Genomic DNA, 17660 nt, shown 5'->3' with positions numbered 1-17660 from the left:
CCTCTCCTGCTGAAAACTGTGGTAGACTTGCCCCGTTTTTTGCCTGTTCCTTTTGAGGTGCTTCTGAACACGCCGGCACAACTGTCACTGCCACTCTACTTACCGGACGACGAAACCTTCGCCAGCTTCTGGCCAGGGAAAAATCCGTCGCTTATTGCCGCCCTTAAAGGCGCCCTCAGTCAGCAACACGGCAGCTATCTCTATTTCTGGTCGCGCGAAGGCGGCGGACGCAGCCATCTGCTGCACGCGGCGTGCGCGGAAATGTCGGCGCGCGGCGAAGCGGTCGGCTATGTGCCGCTGGATAAACGCACCTGGTTTGTGCCGGACGTGCTGGAAGGCATGGAGCAGCTGGCGCTGGTCTGCATCGACAATATTGAGTGCATCGCCGGAGAAGAGGCGTGGGAAATGGCGATCTTCGATCTCTATAACCGCATTCTGGAAACCGGCAATACCCGGCTGCTGATCACCGGCGATCGCCCGCCGCGCCAGCTTAATCTTAACCTGCCGGATCTGGCGTCGCGTCTCGACTGGGGCCAGATCTACCGCCTGCAGCCGCTGAGCGACGAAGATAAACTGCAGGCGCTGCAGCTGCGCGCCGGCATGCGCGGATTCGAACTGCCGGAAGATGTTGGCCGCTTCCTGCTGAAACGCCTCGATCGCGAAATGCGCACGCTGTTCGACACGCTGGATCGTCTGGATCGCGCCTCGATCAGCGCGCAGCGCAAACTCACCATTCCTTTTGTCAAAGAGACGCTCGGGCTTTAACAGCAATAGCTCTCTGTTCAAAGCAGAACTGCGCGGCTAATGCCTGGCAATGCGTCTTAGATACCGCTCATATTCTTGCTTCAGGTAATCAATTTTGCGCGGCAGCTCTTTCGTATACAGCCCCGGCGACAGGTAATCGCCGGGATTGTGCTCCAGTTCTACTGCAAGCTGTTCAACAATTCGGTAGAGCGGAATGTGGTGCTCAGCCTGAAAACGTCTAAATCCTCTTTGCCAGATAAAAGACAAAAAGTAGTCAACGTACTTTCTGCTCAGGCGGAAGGGCAACGTCTGCAATTTTTCAAGCAGGAAGTTAAAGGCGGGTAATGCCAGCACGCGAATTCTTTCCGCTTCGGTTAACCTGTCTTTTCCCATGGGAACCGTTGCGTTGGAGAGCCGCGACCGAATGCAGGCCAACGGATTAAGCACCCTGACAAATTCATGGTACATCGCCGCTCCATGCCGATCGGGCATGACGAGGTAAGGTTCGGTATTTAGCCTGAGTTTATCGCCGACAAAATCATCGGCATCAAAGCCTGTCGGTCGGTCGATAATATCGACAATGTTTGCTTCATTCAGCCGCGCATTGAGAAACTGCCCCTGGTCATCCTCTTTTACCTTACCGGTATCTCTGTCTATTAAATTCAGTACCGCGATAGAGGGAGGATGAAATATGTCCTGAGTTTTGCTCTCTACGTTAAAGATTCGCGCAATCACATCCACACCTTCTTTTCGCGCCACATAATCGACGTCGATTGAGGTGATAGCTGTCACGTCTGGCTGGTCAGGATAAAGATGCAGATAGGTAAGATACCAGTACATAACCGCCTGTCCGCCTACAGTTATCACTGGCGACGGCAGCTAATATGCATTATCAATCAAATATCGATTGAGTTTTATTATCTGCTCTTCTGGCGGAATAGAACGTGCAGTCATAAAAACGCTATCTCACTGATAGAGCAGCTTTACAGGCTGAACAGGGGAGGCAAGACAGAAGATGACTCTCTCAGAAAAACGCCAGGCTGCGGCCATTTTTAGCAGGAACAATGCCATCAGGGCGCTTTTCAAGCGTACGGCCAGTTGCCTCACCTTTGCGGACAGCTTCAACATGCTGCTGATATTCACGCTGATGTCTGATTTTCGCTTCCTGAGCTGACATAGAATCACCGATTTAAGAGGCCGAAAATTAATTGTTGCTCAAATATACGCCAGCAGCCTTCTGCTGACAATCACCTGAAACTTAGCCCTGCAGCCGATAAAGAGAGCCGGCGCCCTCTTTTAAACTAAAGGATCGCCAGCACCGCTTCCGGCGGGCGGCCCAGGCGCGCCCGATCGCCGTTGATGACAATCGGCCGCTCCAGCAGCGCGGGATGCGCGGCCAGCGCGTCAAGCAGTTCGCTCTCGCTGGCGTTTTCCAGCCCCAGCGCTTTATAAAGATCCTCTTTGGTGCGCATCAGCTGACGCGCGCTCGCCATGCCGAGCTTTTGCAGCAAAATTTGCAGCGTGTCGCGATCCGGCGGGCTCTCCAGATAGCGCACGATCTCCGGCTCGACGCCGTGGGCCGTCAGCAGCGCCAGGGTTTCGCGGCTCTTGCTGCAGCGTGGGTTGTGATAAAGCGTGACCATGGCAGGTTATCCTTTTTGATACTGTTTAAAGCGGTTCTGCAGCTGACGCAGCTGATCGATGCGCGCGTCGTAGCGCGCCTGCTTCAGGCTGCCGACCGGCACCTGGGCGCTGGCGCTGCTAAGCGCGGTAATCGCCTGATCGAGCTGGCCGTTGAGCGCCAGCGTCTCGGCGCGCGCCGACATCTCCTCGTCGTTTAGCCCCTGCTGCGCCGACGCCTGCGCCAGCAGATCCCAGCCGTTGGGATCGTCTGGATGGGACCAGGTGTAGCGGTTAAGGATGCGGCTGGCGTTGGCGGGCTGCTTCGCCTCAACGTAAGCGTTCGCCAGGTTGAGCTGCACCACCGGGCTGTTTTTTGCCGTGCCGGCGTTGTTGAGCAGCGCGATCGCCTGCTGCGGCTGGTTCAGGCCGATATCGATATCGGTCATGATATCGAGAAACCAGACGTTGTCGGGCTGCTTCGCCAGCAGCGGCTCAATCAGCTTTTTCGCGCTGGCGAAGCTTTTCGCCTGTAAAAACTGCACCGCTTTGCCATATTGCGCCGCCTGCTGCTCGCGACTGTTGCCGCGGCCATACTCATCCAGCAGCTCGTCGGTCAACTGGTTGCGGCCGGTGGCGTACATGCCGAGCGCGCGCACCTTCGCCATGTAATAGTCCTGCGACGACTGCACCACCACCGGGCGCATCTGGTTGGCGCGGTTGCGCGCATCCGCCAGACGGCTGTCCGGCAGCGGGTGCGTCAGCAGGATCTCCGGCGGCTTCGAGGAGAAGCGGCTCTGGTCGGCCAGCTTCTGCAGGAAGTTGGGCATCGCCTGGGGATCGAATCCGGCGCGCTGCAGCACCTGAATGCCAATGCGATCCGCCTCCTGCTCGTTGTTCTGGGTAAAGCTGATAATGCCCTGCTGCGTGCCCGCCAGCGTGCCGGTCAGTGCCGCCATGCCCGCCTGCGGATTGGCCATCGCCAGCAGAATCGACCCCAGCGCGCCAACCCAGGTCAGCGGCGCGTTGCGCTTCTGATCTTCCATCGCGCGCGCCAGATGGCGCTGAGTGACGTGAGAGATTTCGTGCGCCATCACCGACGCCAGCTGGCTTTCATTTTCGGTAAAGCGAAACAGCGAGGCGTGCAGCACCACGTTGCCGCCGAAAAAGGCGAAGGCGTTAAGCTCGTCGTTCTGGATCAGAAAAAAGTGGAAGGGCGTTTTTACCGCGTCGGCATGGGCCACCAGCCGCTGGCCGAGCTGATTGATGTACTGGTTAAGCAGGGGATCGTTAATCAGCGGCGCGCTGGCTCGCAGCTGGCGCACATAAAAATCGCCCATCTGCATCTCCTGTCCGATGGAGAGCGTTGAGCCTGCGGTGGTGCCCATATCGGGCAGCGAATCGCTGACGTCAGCCCAGACGGACGCGTGCGGCATCAGCATCAGCGTGGGAAGCAGCGCGGCGAGTAGCGTTTTCTTTAACCGGTTCAACATGCCTGGATCCTGTAGAGAAGCCCGGAGGCCTGCAAAGTAGGGGGTGCTTTTTCAGGGCAAAAGAGGCGTCGCGCTATCTTAACCAGAGCCTCTGGAGAAAGAAACGGGCAGCGCCGCGATTCATGCGCGCCGTTGAAGGCTGCTTGCAGCAAAAAATTGAACGTTGCTAACAGGCGGCCTCTCTCGGCATTGCGAAAGGCGCGTTAAGCGGACCTGCGCCGCAGGGCCGATTACACGTGCCGTTGCTCGCTGCGTATTAAGCCGGACAGACGAAAAATCACTCGTTGTCGCCTTGTTCAGGCGCGCTTCAACAGCCGCCACGATTAAAGATATGTAAATTTGCTCAAAAAAACTGAATGTGGCATGTTTTTTTCCAGGCTTACTCTGAAAAAAACGCCTGAAAATCCGCGCATGCGTAGCGACCAGAATTAAAAAATTTTATGGTCCCAGGTGCAGAATAATTCAGGCCGCAGGAATAGCTGGTCCATAATGCTGGCTACATAATTTATCAGCGAAAGTTTTCACCTGTTTAAACCGGTCCAGTTTGATAGCAGACCCGGCGCCCGGCTCCATCGATCCCTTTCATTAATTAGTTTAGTTAATAATTCCATCTGAAATTAATCTGGCCCAGGCGGCTGACGGCGCGCCCTTTTGCCGCGCCGCCGCTGTGGTATAGATAGCGCACCCCATTCAGGATGTGAGTCAGCCACAGGCTGTTGTCCGGAGAGAAATTTATGCGTTCAGCTGTATCTTACGCGCTCATCGCCATTATCGGCGGTGCTGTTGGCGCGGGCGTTACCCAGAGCGGCGCGCTCTATCAAAAAGTTGTCAATCATTTTGCCGCCAAACCAGGCGATCCTGACGGCTTCTGGAGCACGCCCGCCGTCGACGGCTACGGCAAGATCCATTACGAGCCGGACGCCGCGTTTAAGCCGGTGGCGGGGCTGAGCAATAAAATCGTTTTCCAGATCACCCGCAGCGACGGCGCCATGACCGACGTCAATCTCGGCCTGGAGCGCGTGGCGCGCGTGGTAAATCTTTACGTCGCCTCCGGCGTGCCGGCGGAAGAGCTGAAATTCGTGGTGTCGGTTACCGGCGATGCGACGCCAGCGATGCTGGATAACGCCCACTTCAAACAGTTTTACGGCATAGACAATCCCAACCTCAAGCTGATCGGCCAGCTGAATAAGCTAGGCGTTAAGGTTTCCGTCTGCGATCAGTCGGTGGCGTTCCACCATTATCCCAACGACTGGATCGATAAATCGGTCGTCCATGCGCTCTCAAGCCCAACCACGGTTTCCACCCTGGAAAATCAGGGTTACGCATGGCTACAGATGTAATCACACTTCGACAATAACAAGCAGGAGAACAACGATGCGTCCAGCGGCCTATATTGTGGTGGCGGCGATAGCCGGTTTTATCGGCGGCAATGTGTTACAGCTGCCGGAACTGTATGACAAAGTGAGCGGCAAATTTGCCAGTAACAGCAGCCAGCCAGCGGACTTCTGGAGCACGCCGGCGATTGAAGGATTCGGCAAAATTCACTATGTCGATACCCCGGCTTTTAAACCGGGTACCGTGCCGGGCCTGAGCAATAAAATCGTCTTCCAGATTAACCGCAGCGAAGGGGATATCCGTCAGCCGAACCTGGGGCTGGAGCGTGTCGCCCGCGTTACCAACCTCTATTACGCCGCGGGCGTGCCGCTCGATCAGCTGAAGTTCGTGGTGTCGATCAACAGCGATGCGGTGCCGGCAGCGCTCAACAACGATCAGTTCCATAAAACCTACGGCGTGGACAACCCGAACCTCAAGCTGATCGACGAGCTGAAAAAAGCGGGCGTGCAGGTGTCGATCTGCGACCAGTCGGTGGCGTTTCATAACCTTCAGCGCGACTGGATCGATCAGCGCGTCACCCACACCATTTCCAGCGGCACCACCGTCGCGACCCTGCAGAACGAAGGCTACGCCTTCCTGATGCTGTAAGCCTTTCTCCGACGGCGGCGCCGCGCCGCTGTCATCTCTCCGTCATCCCGCTGCGTCTGGCGCGGGTTTCTTATCGCTTAGCACCAGGCGTCGGTAACGACTTTCTGAGAATGTAACAGTTGGAAAGGTGCTCAGGCGAGCGGCAGCGTGTACACTGGCGGCTTGCCTCACCAGGGCAGATAACATCCAACAATAACTACATTCTCAGGCCTTTCAGCATGTACTTATCTTTTTCGGCGGGCGCGCTATGCTAATGCGCCTGCGACCCCGAGCCGATCTGCGCACGCTTATCGCACTGCTCGCTATCGTCAGCATCGTGGTGACGCTAACCAACGCGCTCTACGCCACCTGGCGTGTGCAGCGCATGGCGCTGATCGACAGCACGCTGGAGGCGAACCGCGCCTACGCCACCAAGCTCGCCTCCACCACTGAAATCTTCTTTCAGCTGGCGCAGTCGCAGCTGCACTACAGCGCCAGACTGCTGGGCGACGATTTCGATAATCCCGCGCTGCTGCGCCAGGAGGTCGATCGCCTGCGCGAGCAGACCAGCAGCTTTAACTCGGTGGCGGTGGTGGACGTCAACGGCGTGGTTAAGGCGATTTCGCCTGAATCTCTGATGCTGCAGGGCATGCACCTGACCAGTGACGCCTCGCGCGAGGCGCTGAGCGCGCGCCAGCCGGCGATCAGCCGACCGACCATTTCGGCGGCCAACAACCTGATTATCTTCGTCTCCTGGCCAGTCTGGGGCCGTGACGGGCGCTATCTCGGCTATGTGGGCGGCACCATCTACCTGAAAAAGAAAAGCATCCTGAATACGCTGCTGGGCGAGCAGTACTACCGCGACGGCACCAGCGTCTACGTGCTGGACAGCGCCAGCCAGGTGATTTATCACCAGAACGGCCAGCTGATTGGCAAAACGCTGCCCGCGCTGCTCAACGGACGCGACGAGAACACCAACGGATCGCTGCAGCTACAGCAGGCGGGCGAGCCGGCGCGCCTGGCGGGCTATGCGGTGGTGCCGACCACCGGCTGGACGGTGGTGGCGCTGAAGCCGACCGCCGTCACGCTCGAGCCGCTCTCCGGCCTGCTGATGCAGGTGCTGAAGCATTCGGTGCCCTTCGCGCTGCTGACGCTGCTGGTCGCCGTCATCCTGGCGCGGCTGATCGCGCTGCCGCTCTGGCAGCTGGCGCGCAAGGCGCGTCAGATGGATGCGCCGGGGGTGTCGAAAGAGCTGAGCGCTATCCACGCCTGGTATTTTGAAGCGGCGCAGGTCAAGCGCGCGCTGCTGACCGGCATCGGGCTGGTGCAGGACAAGATCGGCCGTCTGAAGTCAGAGGTGCAGACCGATCCCCTGACCCAGCTGCTCAACCGACGCGGGCTGAGCGCGGTGCTCGATTTCTATCAGACCATGCATCAGCCGTTCGCCGTGCTGGCGCTGGATATCGACCACTTTAAGCGGGTCAACGACAGCTGGGGACATGACGTCGGCGACAGCGTGATCCGGCAGGTGGCGCAGACGCTAAGCGCCAGCGCGCGTCAGAGCGACGTGGTCTGCCGCAACGGCGGCGAAGAGTTTCTGATGCTACTGCCGCTGACCGATATCGAAGAGGCGCGCCGCATCGCCGAGCGCATACGCATCAGCGTCGCCGAGGGGTGGATAGCGGATGTAGGCACCATTACGCTGTCGGCGGGGGTCGCCGTCTGGCAGGGGGAAGAGATGTCGCAGGAACTGAGCCTGAAGCAGGCGGACGCCGCGCTCTATCAGGCCAAACACGACGGGCGTAACTGCGTGCGGGTGGCGGGGGCGCAGACGCCGCTGCTGGGCAGCCTGACGCCGTAAAGTGGATGCGGCGGTAAGCCGCATCCACGCCGCGTTACGCCGACTTCAGGTAATCCATCACGATATCGTGGTGGTTGGAGGTTTTAAAATCGTCGAACACCTTTTCAATGGTGCCGTCGGCGCCCACCAGGAAGCTGATGCGGTGGATGCCGTCGTAGGTTTTGCCCATAAAGGACTTTTCGCCCCAGACGCCGAACGCCGAACAGACCTGATGATCTTCATCAGAGAGCAGCGTGAAGTTCAGCAGCTCTTTCTCGGCGAAACGCGACAGCTTTTCCTGTTTATCGGTGCTGATGCCCAGCACTTCTACGCCCGCTTTCTTTAGCTCATCCATATTGTCGCGCAGGCCGCAGGCCTGCACGGTGCATCCCGGCGTCATCGCTTTCGGGTAGAAATAGACCAGAACGCGCTGTCCCTGGAAGTCGGTTAAATTTACCTGTTCGCCATCCTGGTCGGGCAAGCTAAATTTCGGTGCGGTATCACCGGCTTTCAGTGGATTCATCACTACTCTCCATTTTTTTCTTTGTGCTGTGGGCGACAGACCGGCTGGCGAACAGCGCCGGCGGAGAGTCGCCATCAGGGGATATTGCGCCACATAGCCAGACTTCAGTGATGTGGAGGAATAGCCCCGGCTCAGTTACAGCTTAGCGTGCAGCCTGCAGCGTCGCCGCGTCGTTGTCGTCCAGGCTATAGAAACGCAGCGTGCCGTCGGCGTGAAGCTCACGACACAGCGCGTAAAACGCCTGTTCAAACTGGGAGTCGCCAACGCCCGCCGGGCTGTGCGCCGTTATTTGAATATAGAGCGTCGGCGTCTGATCCGCCTGACCCGGTTTAATACGCGAGCCGAGTTCGGCGATGTTCATCGCGTGTTTGTCGAACAGATCGGTGAAGCGCTCAATCAGATGCGGCGAATCCGGCACCTCGACCTGCACCCAGACCGTCGCCGGCATCGGCGGACGCGTGGTGGCGCGGGTACGTTTCATCACGATCAGCAGCTCCAGCTCCGCGCCTTTCAGCGGCAGGGTCGATTCGATCAGCGTGATGGCGTTCCAGCTGCCGGAGAGCAGCATAATAAAGGTGAACTCATCCCCGAGCATGGCGAGACGGCTGTCTTCGATATTGCACCCACAGCTGCTGACGTGTCGGGTAATGGTATTGACGATACCCGGACGGTCAACACCCAGTGCGGTGATCACCAAATGGTGGGGTTGAGACTGCGGCAAAGTAGGATTTCCTGTTCATTCGCTAATAACCATAAGGTAAACATAAAAAAAACTGCTGACAAGCGCAGGAGGGGCGTGGCCTGCTTGCTTTTCAACAGAAGTAAAACGTACCATGAAGCACTTGTTTGTCGAGGGGATCGCCAATGTTCACGGGAAGTATTGTTGCACTCGTTACGCCAATGGATGACAAAGGTAATGTCTGCCGTGCGAGTCTGAAAAAACTGATTGATTATCATGTCGCCAGCGGCACCGCGGCGATCGTCTCTGTCGGCACCACCGGCGAATCCGCGACCCTGAGCCATGAAGAGCATGGCGACGTGGTGATGCTGACGCTTGAACTGGCGGACGGCCGCATTCCGGTGATCGCCGGAACCGGCGCCAACGCCACCGCAGAAGGTATCTCTCTCACCAAACGTTTCGAGAACAGCGGCGTAGTCGGCTGTCTGACCGTCACGCCCTACTACAACCGTCCGACGCAGGAAGGGTTGTTCCAGCACTTTAAAGCGATCGCGCAGAGCACGGCGCTGCCGCAAATGTTATACAACGTCCCCTCACGCACCGGCTGCGACATGCTGCCAGAGACCGTCGCGCGCCTCGCTGAAATCAAAAATATTATCGGAATCAAAGAGGCCACCGGGAACTTATCGCGCGTTAGTCAGATCCAAGCACTGGTCGATGAGGACTTTATTATTGTCAGCGGCGACGACGCCAGCGCGCTCGACCTGATGCAGCTGGGCGGCAAAGGCGTGATTTCGGTCACCGCCAACATCGCCGCACGCGAAATGGCCGAGCTTTGCGCGCTGGCGCAGCAGGGCAATTTTGCCGAGGCGCGTCGCCTCAATCAGCGTCTGATGCATCTGCACCAGACGCTTTTCTGTGAACCCAATCCGATCCCGGTCAAATGGGCGGCGAAACAGTTAGGATTAATCGCCAGTGACACGCTGCGTCTGCCGATGACGCCGCTGACCTCAGCGGCCATACCAAAAGTTGAGCAGGCGCTGATTAAAGCGGGTTTGCGATAAGTTAGGGAGTTTCAATGAATCATTCTGTAAAGCGCTCAGCGGTTGCGACCGTCGTGGCGCTCTCTACCGCGATGCTGTTAACCGCGTGCTCAAGCGATCAGCGTTACAAGCGTCAGGTCAGCGGTGACGAGTCCTATTTACAGGCCAGCGAACTGCAGGACCTGAAAGCCCCGGCAGGCATAATCCTGCCGGTGGCGCACGGCGATTACGACGTGCCGCACGCCGCCGCCAGCGGTAACGTCGGCAAGCAGCTCGACATTCGTCCGCCGGCGCAGCCGCTGGCGCTGGTCAATGGCGCGCGCGCGCAGTTTACCGGCAACACCGGCGTGCTGATGGTGGATAACAACCGCGGCTCGGTCTGGTCGCAGGTGAACAAAGTGGTGGCATCCAGCAACTTCCCTGTGGCGCAGCGCAACGACGCGCGTCAGCAGCTGACCACCGACTGGGTGCAATGGAACCGCGCCGACGAAGACAATCAGTATCGCGGCCGCTACGAGATCAGCGTGCAGTCGCAGAGCTATCAGCAGGTGCTGACGGTGCGCCTGCTCGAGCTGCAGCAGGAAGGCAAAGCGGTCACCGCGCCGGTGCAGATCCAGCGCTATACCGCACAGATGCTTAACGCCATCAGCGCCGGTCTGGACAAGATCGACGTCGCCAGCGAAAACGCAGCGGCGGGCCGCGCCAGCGGCAGCATCGACGTGCAGAGCGGCGCGGATGACACCGGCCTGCCGATGCTGGTGCTGCGCACGCCGTTCAACGTCGCCTGGCAGCGTCTGCCGCAGGCGATGAAGCGCGTCGGCATGGAAGTCACCGACAGCAACCGCTCGCAGGGCAGCCTGAACGTCACCTACAAATCGCCGGGCAGCGGCGCGTGGGATGATGTCGGCGCGAAAGATCCTGAACTGCCGAACGGCGACTACAAAGTGCAGGTCGGCGACCTGGACAACCGCAGCAGCCTGCAGTTTATCGATCCCAAGGGCCACGTGCTCACCCAGTCGCAGAACGATGCGCTGGTGGCCGTGTTCCAGGCGGCACTCAACAAATAAATCGCCTCAGGGCCGGAGATTCTCCGGCCTTTTTTTTTCGTCTCTGGCATAATAGCGCGCGGCGAAGTAAACGATTGCGTCGCGGCAATCCAGGAAGCGGCCCGCCGCCGCAGAACACCCGAAATTTCTAAGTCTGGAGTTAACAAGATGCAAAAGCGAGCTGAGTTGTATCGCGGTAAAGCGAAAACCGTATACAGCACCGACAACCCGGATCTGCTGGTACTCGAATTCCGCAACGATACGTCAGCAGGCGACGGCGCCCGAATCGAGCAGTTCGATCGCAAAGGGATGGTCAACAACAAGTTTAACCATTTCATCATGACCAAACTGCAGGAAGCGGGCATTCCGACCCAGATGGAAGCGCTGCTCTCCGACAACGAAGCGCTGGTGAAAAAGCTGGAGATGGTGCCGGTGGAGTGCGTGGTGCGCAACCGCGCGGCGGGCTCGCTGGTTAAACGTCTCGGCGTGGAAGAGGGCATGATCCTCAATCCGCCGCTGTTCGATCTCTTTCTTAAAGATGACGCGAAGCATGACCCGATGGTCAATGAATCCTACTGCGAAACCTTCGGCTGGGTGAGCAAGGCGAATCTGGCGCGCATGCAGGAGCTGACCTTCAAGGCTAACGAGGTGCTGAGCAAGCTGTTTGACGACGCCGGCCTGATCCTCGTCGACTTCAAGCTGGAGTTCGGCCTGTTCAACGGCGAAGTGGTGCTGGGCGACGAGTTCTCGCCGGACGGCGCGCGCCTGTGGGACAAGCAGACCCTGGACAAAATGGATAAAGACCGTTTCCGCCAGAGCCTCGGCGGCCTGATCGAAGCCTATGAAGAGGTGGCGCAGCGCCTGGGCGTGAAGCTCGACTGAGTTAAACGCGTCTGCAACAAAAAGAGAGGAGAGCCACGGCTCTCCTTTTTCATTTGGCCGCAAGGCTGGTAGTTGTCTCGCCGCGCAACTAAAATCAGCAGACACTCGTAATCAGGAGCAGGATATGCGCTGGCAAGGACGTCGCGAGAGCGACAATGTTGAAGATCGCCGGGATCAATCTCCGGCCTATGGCGGCGGACGCCAGATCCGTATTCCGCGTGGAAAAGGCGGCATCATCCTGTTAGTGGTGGTGGCGATCGCCGGCTATTACGGCTACGACCTGACGGGGCTGCTCACCGGGGGCGACGTCGCGCCCACCAGCCAGCAGCAGCAGCGCGTCAGCGCCAACGACGATGAAGCGGCGAAATTCACCCGCGTCATTCTCGCCTCGACCGAAGATACCTGGAGCAAGCTGTTCCAGCAGATGGGTAAAGAGTACGTCGCGCCGACGCTGGTGATGTATCGCGGCGCGACCCAGACCCGCTGCGGCACCGGCCAGACGGCGATGGGGCCGTTCTACTGCCCGGCGGATCAGCGCGTCTATATCGACCTCTCGTTCTACGATGAGATGAAAAACAAGCTTGGCGCAGGCGGCGAATTTGCGCAGGGCTACGTGGTGGCGCACGAGGTAGGACACCACGTGCAGAAGTTGCTCGGCATCGAGCCGAAAGTGCGCGAGATGCAGCAGGGCGCCAGCCAGACGCAGATCAATCACCTGTCGGTGAAGATGGAGCTGCAGGCGGACTGCTTCGCCGGCGTCTGGGGCCACTACGTCAGCAAAGACAACTGGCTGGAGACCGGCGACCTGCAGCAGGCGCTGGATGCGGCGCAGGCTATCGGCGACGATCGCCTGCAGCAGCGTAGCCAGGGACGCGTGGTGCCCGACAGCTTTACCCACGGCACCTCAGAACAGCGCTACAGCTGGTTTAAACGCGGATTCGACAGCGGCGATCCCGGACAGTGCAACACCTTCGCCGCTAACTGATGTCGCCTGAACAGCTCGGCCGCCAGATGCAGCAGGCAGGCATCAGGCGGCTCTGCGTCATCAGCGGCGAGCCGGAGTGGTGCCTGACGCGCGCCGCCGAATGGCGCGCCGGCCTGCCGGGCGACTGGCTGCTGGTCGGCGACGCGCCGATTGACGATCTCCCTCACTGCGCGCCAGCGGCGTTACGCACGCTGCTCGGCCGCGAGTTTACCCATGCCCTTTTCGACGCGCGCCGCGGCTTTCATGCTGAAGCTCTGGCCGCGCTGGCGGGCACGCTGCGCGCCGGAAGCTGGCTGCTGCTGCTCACACCGCCCTGGGCGCGCTGGGCGCAGCAGCCGGACCAGGACAGCCTGCGCTGGGCCGACGTCGCCGAACCCATCGCCACGCCGAACTTTATCCGCCATCTGCAGCAGACGCTGCTTGCCGATCCCAGCGTGGCGCTGCTGCGTCAGGATGCGCCGCCGCGTATTGCGCCGCTGGCTGAGATGCCTGGCTGGCAGTGCCGCGCGCCGCAGCAGCAGCAGGCGATTCTGCAGCAGCTGCTGACGATGGCGCCCGGCGTCGCGGTGCTGACCGCGCCGCGCGGACGCGGCAAGTCGGCGCTGGCGGGCATGCTGGCGCGGCACATTCCCGGCACGCCGATCGCCGCGCCCGCGAAGGCCTCCACCGAGGTGCTGGCGCGCTTCGCCGGCGACGCTTTTCATTTTATGGCGCCAGACGCCATTCTCGCCCAGCCCGACCTCGCGGCTGACTGGCTGATCGTCGACGAGGCCGCCGCCATCCCGACGCCGCTGCTGAGCGCGCTGGTGGCACGCTTCCCGCGTGTGCTGCTGACCACCACGGTGCAGGGCTACGAAGGCACCGGACGCGGCTTTATTCTCAAGTTCTGCGCCGGGCTGCCGCGGGTGCGTTACTTTACGCTGGACGAGCCGCTGCGCTGGTCGCGTCAGGATCCGCTGGAGGCCTGGCTCAATCAGGCGCTGCTGTTTGAGGACGCCTCGCCCGCGTCCGCGTCGCTGCCCGCCGCGCCGCGTCGGATGCCCGCCGGCGCCTGGCGGCGCGATGCCGCGCAGCCGCAGGCGGCTTACCGTCTGCTGGCCAGCGCCCACTACCGCACCTCGCCGCTCGACCTGCGGCGCTTAATGGATGCGCCCGGCATGACGCTGTGGCTGAGCGGCGACGCGCCCGCGCTGCAGGGCGCGCTCTGGCTGGTGGAAGAGGGCGGCTTAACGCCTGAACTGGCGCAGGCGGTCTGGGCGGGCAGAAGGCGGCCGCGCGGCAATCTGGTGGCGCAGTCGCTGGCGGCGCACGCCGGCTTCGTTGAGGCGGCGACGCTGCGCTCTCGTCGCATCAGCCGTATCGCGGTGGCGGCGGAGCAGCGCAGGCAGGGTATCGGCCAGGCGCTGGTGGCTGCCGTGCAGGCGCAGCAGGAGGTGGATTTTCTCTCTGTCAGCTTCGGCTATACCGAGGCGCTGTGGGCCTTCTGGCGCGCCTGCGGCTTTACCCTGGCGCGCATCGGCACGCAGCGCGAGGCGAGCAGCGGCTGCTATGCGGCGATGGCGATACGCGCGCTGACGCCCGCAGGCAGGGCGCTGCAGCAGCGCGCGGCGGCGCGGCTGGCGCGCGACTGGCCGCAGCTGCGTCAGCAGATTGCCGAGCCAATCGCGCTGCCAGAAACCTTTTCCCCTTTTAATGACGAAGATGCCTGGCTGGCGGCGGGGTTCGCCTGGGCGCAGCGGCCGCTGGAGGCGACGCTGCCGGTGCTGCAGCGCCTCGCCGACCGCGTCGCCGTTTCCCCGCTGCTGCAGGCCGTGCTGCAGCCGCAGGCGGATCTCGGTAATGTGGCGCAGCAGGCCGGGCTGGCAGGCCGCAAGGCGCTTGTCGCCAGGCTGCGGCTGGACGCCGCCGCGGCGCTGAGCGAATGGGACGCCGCGCGCGCCTCTCTGCTGCGACAGCAAGTGGAATAAATCCACAGAGTCGTTCAAATTTTCCCGATAGCGCTCTGCTCAGGGCGGCGTATAGTGATCTGAGGAGGTCGATATGACACTGCAATACGTTATTGTTCAGCAGCCGAGCGCGGCTGCACAACAGCTGTTCCTGCTCTATCACGGCGTCGGCGATAATCCGCACTCCATGGCGCAGCTGGGCGGCTGGTTCGCGCGCGAGTTCCCACAGGCGCAGGTAGTCGCAGTCGGCGCGCCGGCGCCTGGCCACTACTGGTTCAGCGAAACCGCGCAGCACGATCAGAGCGAGCAGCAGCGCATCAACGCGGTGCTGCCGCAGTTCGTCGATTCGGTGCGGCACTGGCAGGCGCAAAGCGGCGTCGCTGCCGATGCCACGGCGCTGGTGGGGTTTTCGCAGGGCAGCACCATGGTGCTGGAGGGCGTCAAGGCGCAGCCGGATCTGGCGGGACGCGTGGTGGCGTTTAGCGGCCGCTACGCCACGCTGCCGGAAAACGCCACGACCCGCACCACCATCCATCTGATCCACGGCGAGTATGACGAGCAGATCCCGATGCAGCATGCCGAACAGGCGGCGCAGCGGCTCACCGCGCTGGGCGGCGACGTTACCCTCGATATCATCGAGGATCTGCCGCACGCGGTTGACGATCGCAGCATGGCGCTGGCGCTGAAGCACCTGCACTACACCGTGCCAAAGCGCTATTTCGACGAGGCGCTGAGCGGCGCGAAGCCCGGCGACGACGATGTGATTATGATGATGTAAAAACGCCCTCGCGCAGGCGAGGGCGTTGTCGGGCGCTGACGCCGCTAAGCCGTTGGGTTACTTCTTCTTCGGCCAGTTGTCGTCATCGTCCCACTTATCGTTAAAGTCGCGATGCGGCGGCAGGTCGGGCTTGTTCGCCATATATTTTTTATGGTCGATGCGCTTCAGATCTTTATACACATTCATCAGCACGCCAACCAGCAACAGGATCACCAGGATCCACCAGTACTCTTTGATAAATTCCATTTGCCTGCTCCTCTCGATCGCGATCAGGCGACCAGCTGTTCCATAATGCGCTGATACATGCGGCTCAGCGTCTGTAGATCGGCGGCCTTCACGCACTCATTGATTTTGTGAATGGTGGCATTCACCGGGCCAAGCTCCACCACCTGCGCGCCCATCCGCGCGATAAAGCGCCCGTCTGAGGTGCCGCCGGTGGTCAGCAGCTGCGGCTTAATTTCATTATAGTGCGATACCGCCTTCACCACGGCGTCGACCAGCCTGCCGCGCGAGGTCAGGAACGGCTGACCGGACACCACCCACTCCAGCGTATAGCGCAGCTGGTAGCTGTCGAGCAGCGCCGCCACGCGATCCTTGATCATCTGATCGGTGAGTTCGGTGCTGAAGCGGAAATTGAACTGCACGAAAAACTCGCCCGGGATAACGTTGTTGCTGCCGGTGCCGGCCTGCACGTTGGCGATCTGCATGCTGGTGGGCGGGAAAAATTCATTGCCGCGATCCCACTCGGTGGCGACCAGCGCGTTAAGCGCCGGCAGCGCGCGGTGTACCGGGTTGTCCGCCAGATGGGGATAGGCGACATGGCCCTGCACGCCGTGAATGGTGAGGTTAGCGGTCATCGAGCCGCGGCGGCCGTTTTTTACCACGTCGCCCACCACTTCAGTGCTGGAGGGTTCGCCGACCAGGCAGTAATCGAGACGCTCACGGCGCGCCATCAGACGCTCCACCACTTTTACCGTGCCGTTTTTCGCGCTCGCCTCTTCGTCGGAGGTGATCAAAAACGCCAGGCGGCCTTTGTGGTTGGGATGCGCGGCGACAAAGCGCTCGGCGGCGACTACCATCGCCGCCAGCGACCCTTTCATATCCGCTGCACCGCGGCCAAAAAGCATGCCGTCGCGAATGGTGGGCTCGAAGGGCGGGTTGATCCAGCGGCTGGCGTCGCCCGGCGGCACCACGTCGGTATGACCGGCGAACGCCAGCGTTTCGCCCTGGCCGCGCGTCGCCCAGAAGTTGAGCGTGTCGTCGATGTGCATCAGCTCAACATGAAAGCCAATCGCTTCCAGACGCGCAATCAGCAGCGCCTGACAGCCTGCGTCGTCCGGGCTCAGCGAGGGACGGCGGATCAGCTGCTGCGTCAGTTCGATAACCGGACAGAACATGTTATGACTTCTCCTGAATAAACGCCTGATAAGCGGCTTCGCTGAAGCCGACCAGCAGCGTGCCGTCCGGCGCGCGCAGTACGGGACGCTTGATAATGGCGGGGTGTGCCAGCATCAGCGCGCTGGCGCTGCTGCTGTCGACAACGGCTTCGCGCTCCGCTTCCGGCAGCTTGCGCCAGGTGGTGCCGCGCGTGTTAAGCAGCGTCTGATAGCCTAGCTGATCGATAAACTGCGTCAGCAGCGCATCGTTCAGCCCGCTGGCGCGGTAATCATGAAACTCAACGTCGATGTCGGCGGCCTCTAAAAAGCGGCGCGCTTTTTTTATCGTGTCGCAATTTTTAATGCCGTACATCACCCACTGCGCTGTCATCAGGCTTCCTCGTCCAGAAAAAAGAGTGCGCCAGTTTATCACAGAGAATTTGGCTGCTAAGCGCAGAGAGGGAAAAAGCGGCGAAATTACCGAAATAAAATCATTAAGATTAGTCTTAGTAACCGCTTTCATTAGTACCGGCAATTGTCACGCGGTTTATCATGATCATGTTAAGAATTATCTTAAGTGAAATTCAGACCGTCTGGTCCGTTATAACCGCCTTTTCTCTCTTCAGAGCCCCGCTATTGCTGAAATGTGCGTCAGCTAGCAGATCCAAAAAACTCAGGTCATTAATCGCCTTTGCCGATAGTGAAAACAGGTGTAACCGTATTCACTTGTCGAAAATTTATGC

Annotated in this window: 19 protein-coding genes; 10 read left to right on the top strand and 9 right to left on the bottom strand. The window is 60.2% G+C overall.

What is annotated here, in order from left to right; translation table 11 throughout:
• Positions 1-63 precede the first annotated feature (63 nt).
• Positions 64-765 carry a DnaA inactivator Hda gene (hda, locus tag B2J69_RS08740; RefSeq protein WP_236722698.1) on the top strand — a complete coding sequence of 234 codons (702 nt, stop codon included), beginning with the start codon at positions 64-66 and terminating at the stop codon, positions 763-765.
• Positions 766-801: 36 nt separating this feature from the next.
• Here the strand turns inward: hda and B2J69_RS08735 are convergent, their stop codons facing one another.
• The 4 genes from B2J69_RS08735 to bepA form a co-directional block, all read right to left on the bottom strand.
• Positions 802-1584: a hypothetical protein gene (locus B2J69_RS08735; RefSeq protein WP_081138344.1), complete on the bottom strand. Its 783-nt coding sequence runs from the start codon at positions 1582-1584 to the stop codon at positions 802-804.
• Positions 1585-1768: 184 nt separating this feature from the next.
• Positions 1769-1921, bottom strand: coding sequence for a hypothetical protein (locus B2J69_RS24050; RefSeq protein ID WP_158083423.1), 153 nt, complete (start codon positions 1919-1921; stop codon positions 1769-1771).
• Between the two features lie 124 nt (positions 1922-2045).
• Positions 2046-2387, bottom strand: coding sequence for an arsenate reductase (glutaredoxin) (gene arsC / locus B2J69_RS08730; RefSeq protein WP_081138342.1), 342 nt, complete (start codon positions 2385-2387; stop codon positions 2046-2048).
• 6 nt (positions 2388-2393) lie between these two features.
• On the bottom strand, positions 2394-3857 hold the full coding sequence (bepA, locus tag B2J69_RS08725; RefSeq protein WP_081138340.1) for a beta-barrel assembly-enhancing protease: 1464 nt from the start codon (positions 3855-3857) through the stop codon (positions 2394-2396).
• A gap of 734 nt (positions 3858-4591) precedes the next feature.
• Here bepA and B2J69_RS08720 point away from each other — a divergent pair.
• The 3 genes from B2J69_RS08720 (at position 4592) to B2J69_RS08710 (ending at position 7680) form a co-directional block, all read left to right on the top strand.
• The gene (locus B2J69_RS08720; RefSeq protein WP_081138338.1) at positions 4592-5197 is read left to right on the top strand and encodes a DsrE family protein; all 606 of its coding nucleotides are present in this window, start codon (positions 4592-4594) and stop codon (positions 5195-5197) included.
• Between the two features lie 34 nt (positions 5198-5231).
• On the top strand, positions 5232-5840 hold the full coding sequence (locus B2J69_RS08715; RefSeq protein ID WP_081138336.1) for a DsrE family protein: 609 nt from the start codon (positions 5232-5234) through the stop codon (positions 5838-5840).
• Positions 5841-6087: 247 nt separating this feature from the next.
• Positions 6088-7680: a GGDEF domain-containing protein gene (locus B2J69_RS08710; protein ID WP_081138334.1), complete on the top strand. Its 1593-nt coding sequence runs from the start codon at positions 6088-6090 to the stop codon at positions 7678-7680.
• 34 nt (positions 7681-7714) lie between these two features.
• On the opposite strand, the gene bcp is transcribed toward B2J69_RS08710, so the two are convergent.
• Together bcp and B2J69_RS08700 are read right to left on the bottom strand one after the other, a co-directional pair.
• The gene (gene bcp, locus B2J69_RS08705) at positions 7715-8182 is read right to left on the bottom strand and encodes a thioredoxin-dependent thiol peroxidase (RefSeq protein WP_081138332.1); all 468 of its coding nucleotides are present in this window, start codon (positions 8180-8182) and stop codon (positions 7715-7717) included.
• Between the two features lie 142 nt (positions 8183-8324).
• Complete coding sequence (locus B2J69_RS08700) at positions 8325-8903, bottom strand: glycine cleavage system transcriptional repressor (protein WP_081138330.1); 579 nt, start codon at positions 8901-8903, stop codon at positions 8325-8327.
• A gap of 143 nt (positions 8904-9046) precedes the next feature.
• Here B2J69_RS08700 and dapA point away from each other — a divergent pair, with 143 nt between their 5' ends.
• From dapA to ypfH, 6 genes are all read left to right on the top strand, one after another.
• Complete coding sequence (dapA, locus tag B2J69_RS08695; RefSeq protein WP_081138328.1) at positions 9047-9925, top strand: 4-hydroxy-tetrahydrodipicolinate synthase; 879 nt, start codon at positions 9047-9049, stop codon at positions 9923-9925.
• A 14-nt stretch (positions 9926-9939) separates the two neighbouring features.
• A complete protein-coding gene (bamC, locus tag B2J69_RS08690; RefSeq protein WP_081138326.1) occupies positions 9940-10971 on the top strand; it encodes an outer membrane protein assembly factor BamC in 1032 nt (343 codons plus the stop codon).
• Positions 10972-11118: 147 nt separating this feature from the next.
• Complete coding sequence (gene purC, locus B2J69_RS08685; RefSeq protein ID WP_081138324.1) at positions 11119-11832, top strand: phosphoribosylaminoimidazolesuccinocarboxamide synthase; 714 nt, start codon at positions 11119-11121, stop codon at positions 11830-11832.
• A 124-nt stretch (positions 11833-11956) separates the two neighbouring features.
• Complete coding sequence (gene ypfJ, locus B2J69_RS08680) at positions 11957-12817, top strand: KPN_02809 family neutral zinc metallopeptidase (protein WP_081138322.1); 861 nt, start codon at positions 11957-11959, stop codon at positions 12815-12817.
• Complete coding sequence (locus B2J69_RS08675; protein ID WP_081138320.1) at positions 12817-14784, top strand: tRNA(Met) cytidine acetyltransferase TmcA; 1968 nt, start codon at positions 12817-12819, stop codon at positions 14782-14784. The genes ypfJ and B2J69_RS08675 overlap by 1 nt, the downstream gene beginning before the upstream one ends.
• Positions 14785-14857: 73 nt before the next feature.
• Positions 14858-15541, top strand: coding sequence for an esterase (gene ypfH / locus B2J69_RS08670; protein ID WP_081138318.1), 684 nt, complete (start codon positions 14858-14860; stop codon positions 15539-15541).
• Positions 15542-15598: 57 nt separating this feature from the next.
• Here the strand turns inward: ypfH and B2J69_RS08665 are convergent, their stop codons facing one another.
• The 3 genes from B2J69_RS08665 to B2J69_RS08655 are packed head-to-tail and all read right to left on the bottom strand — an operon-like array spanning position 15599 to position 17308.
• A complete protein-coding gene (locus B2J69_RS08665; RefSeq protein ID WP_081138316.1) occupies positions 15599-15787 on the bottom strand; it encodes a YpfN family protein in 189 nt (62 codons plus the stop codon).
• Positions 15788-15810: 23 nt separating this feature from the next.
• Positions 15811-16938, bottom strand: a complete 1128-nt coding sequence (dapE, locus tag B2J69_RS08660) for a succinyl-diaminopimelate desuccinylase (RefSeq protein ID WP_081138314.1) — start codon at positions 16936-16938, stop codon at positions 15811-15813.
• Between the two features lies 1 nt (position 16939).
• Positions 16940-17308, bottom strand: a complete 369-nt coding sequence (locus B2J69_RS08655) for an ArsC family reductase (protein WP_081138312.1) — start codon at positions 17306-17308, stop codon at positions 16940-16942.
• Between the last annotated feature and the right edge of the window lie 352 nt (positions 17309-17660).

Source organism: Pantoea latae (assembly GCF_002077695.1).
In the GTDB taxonomy this organism is placed as follows: domain Bacteria; phylum Pseudomonadota; class Gammaproteobacteria; order Enterobacterales; family Enterobacteriaceae; genus Pantoea; species Pantoea latae.
Note: the sequence above shows the minus strand (reverse complement) of the source record. Positions and strands in the feature narration are given on the sequence as shown.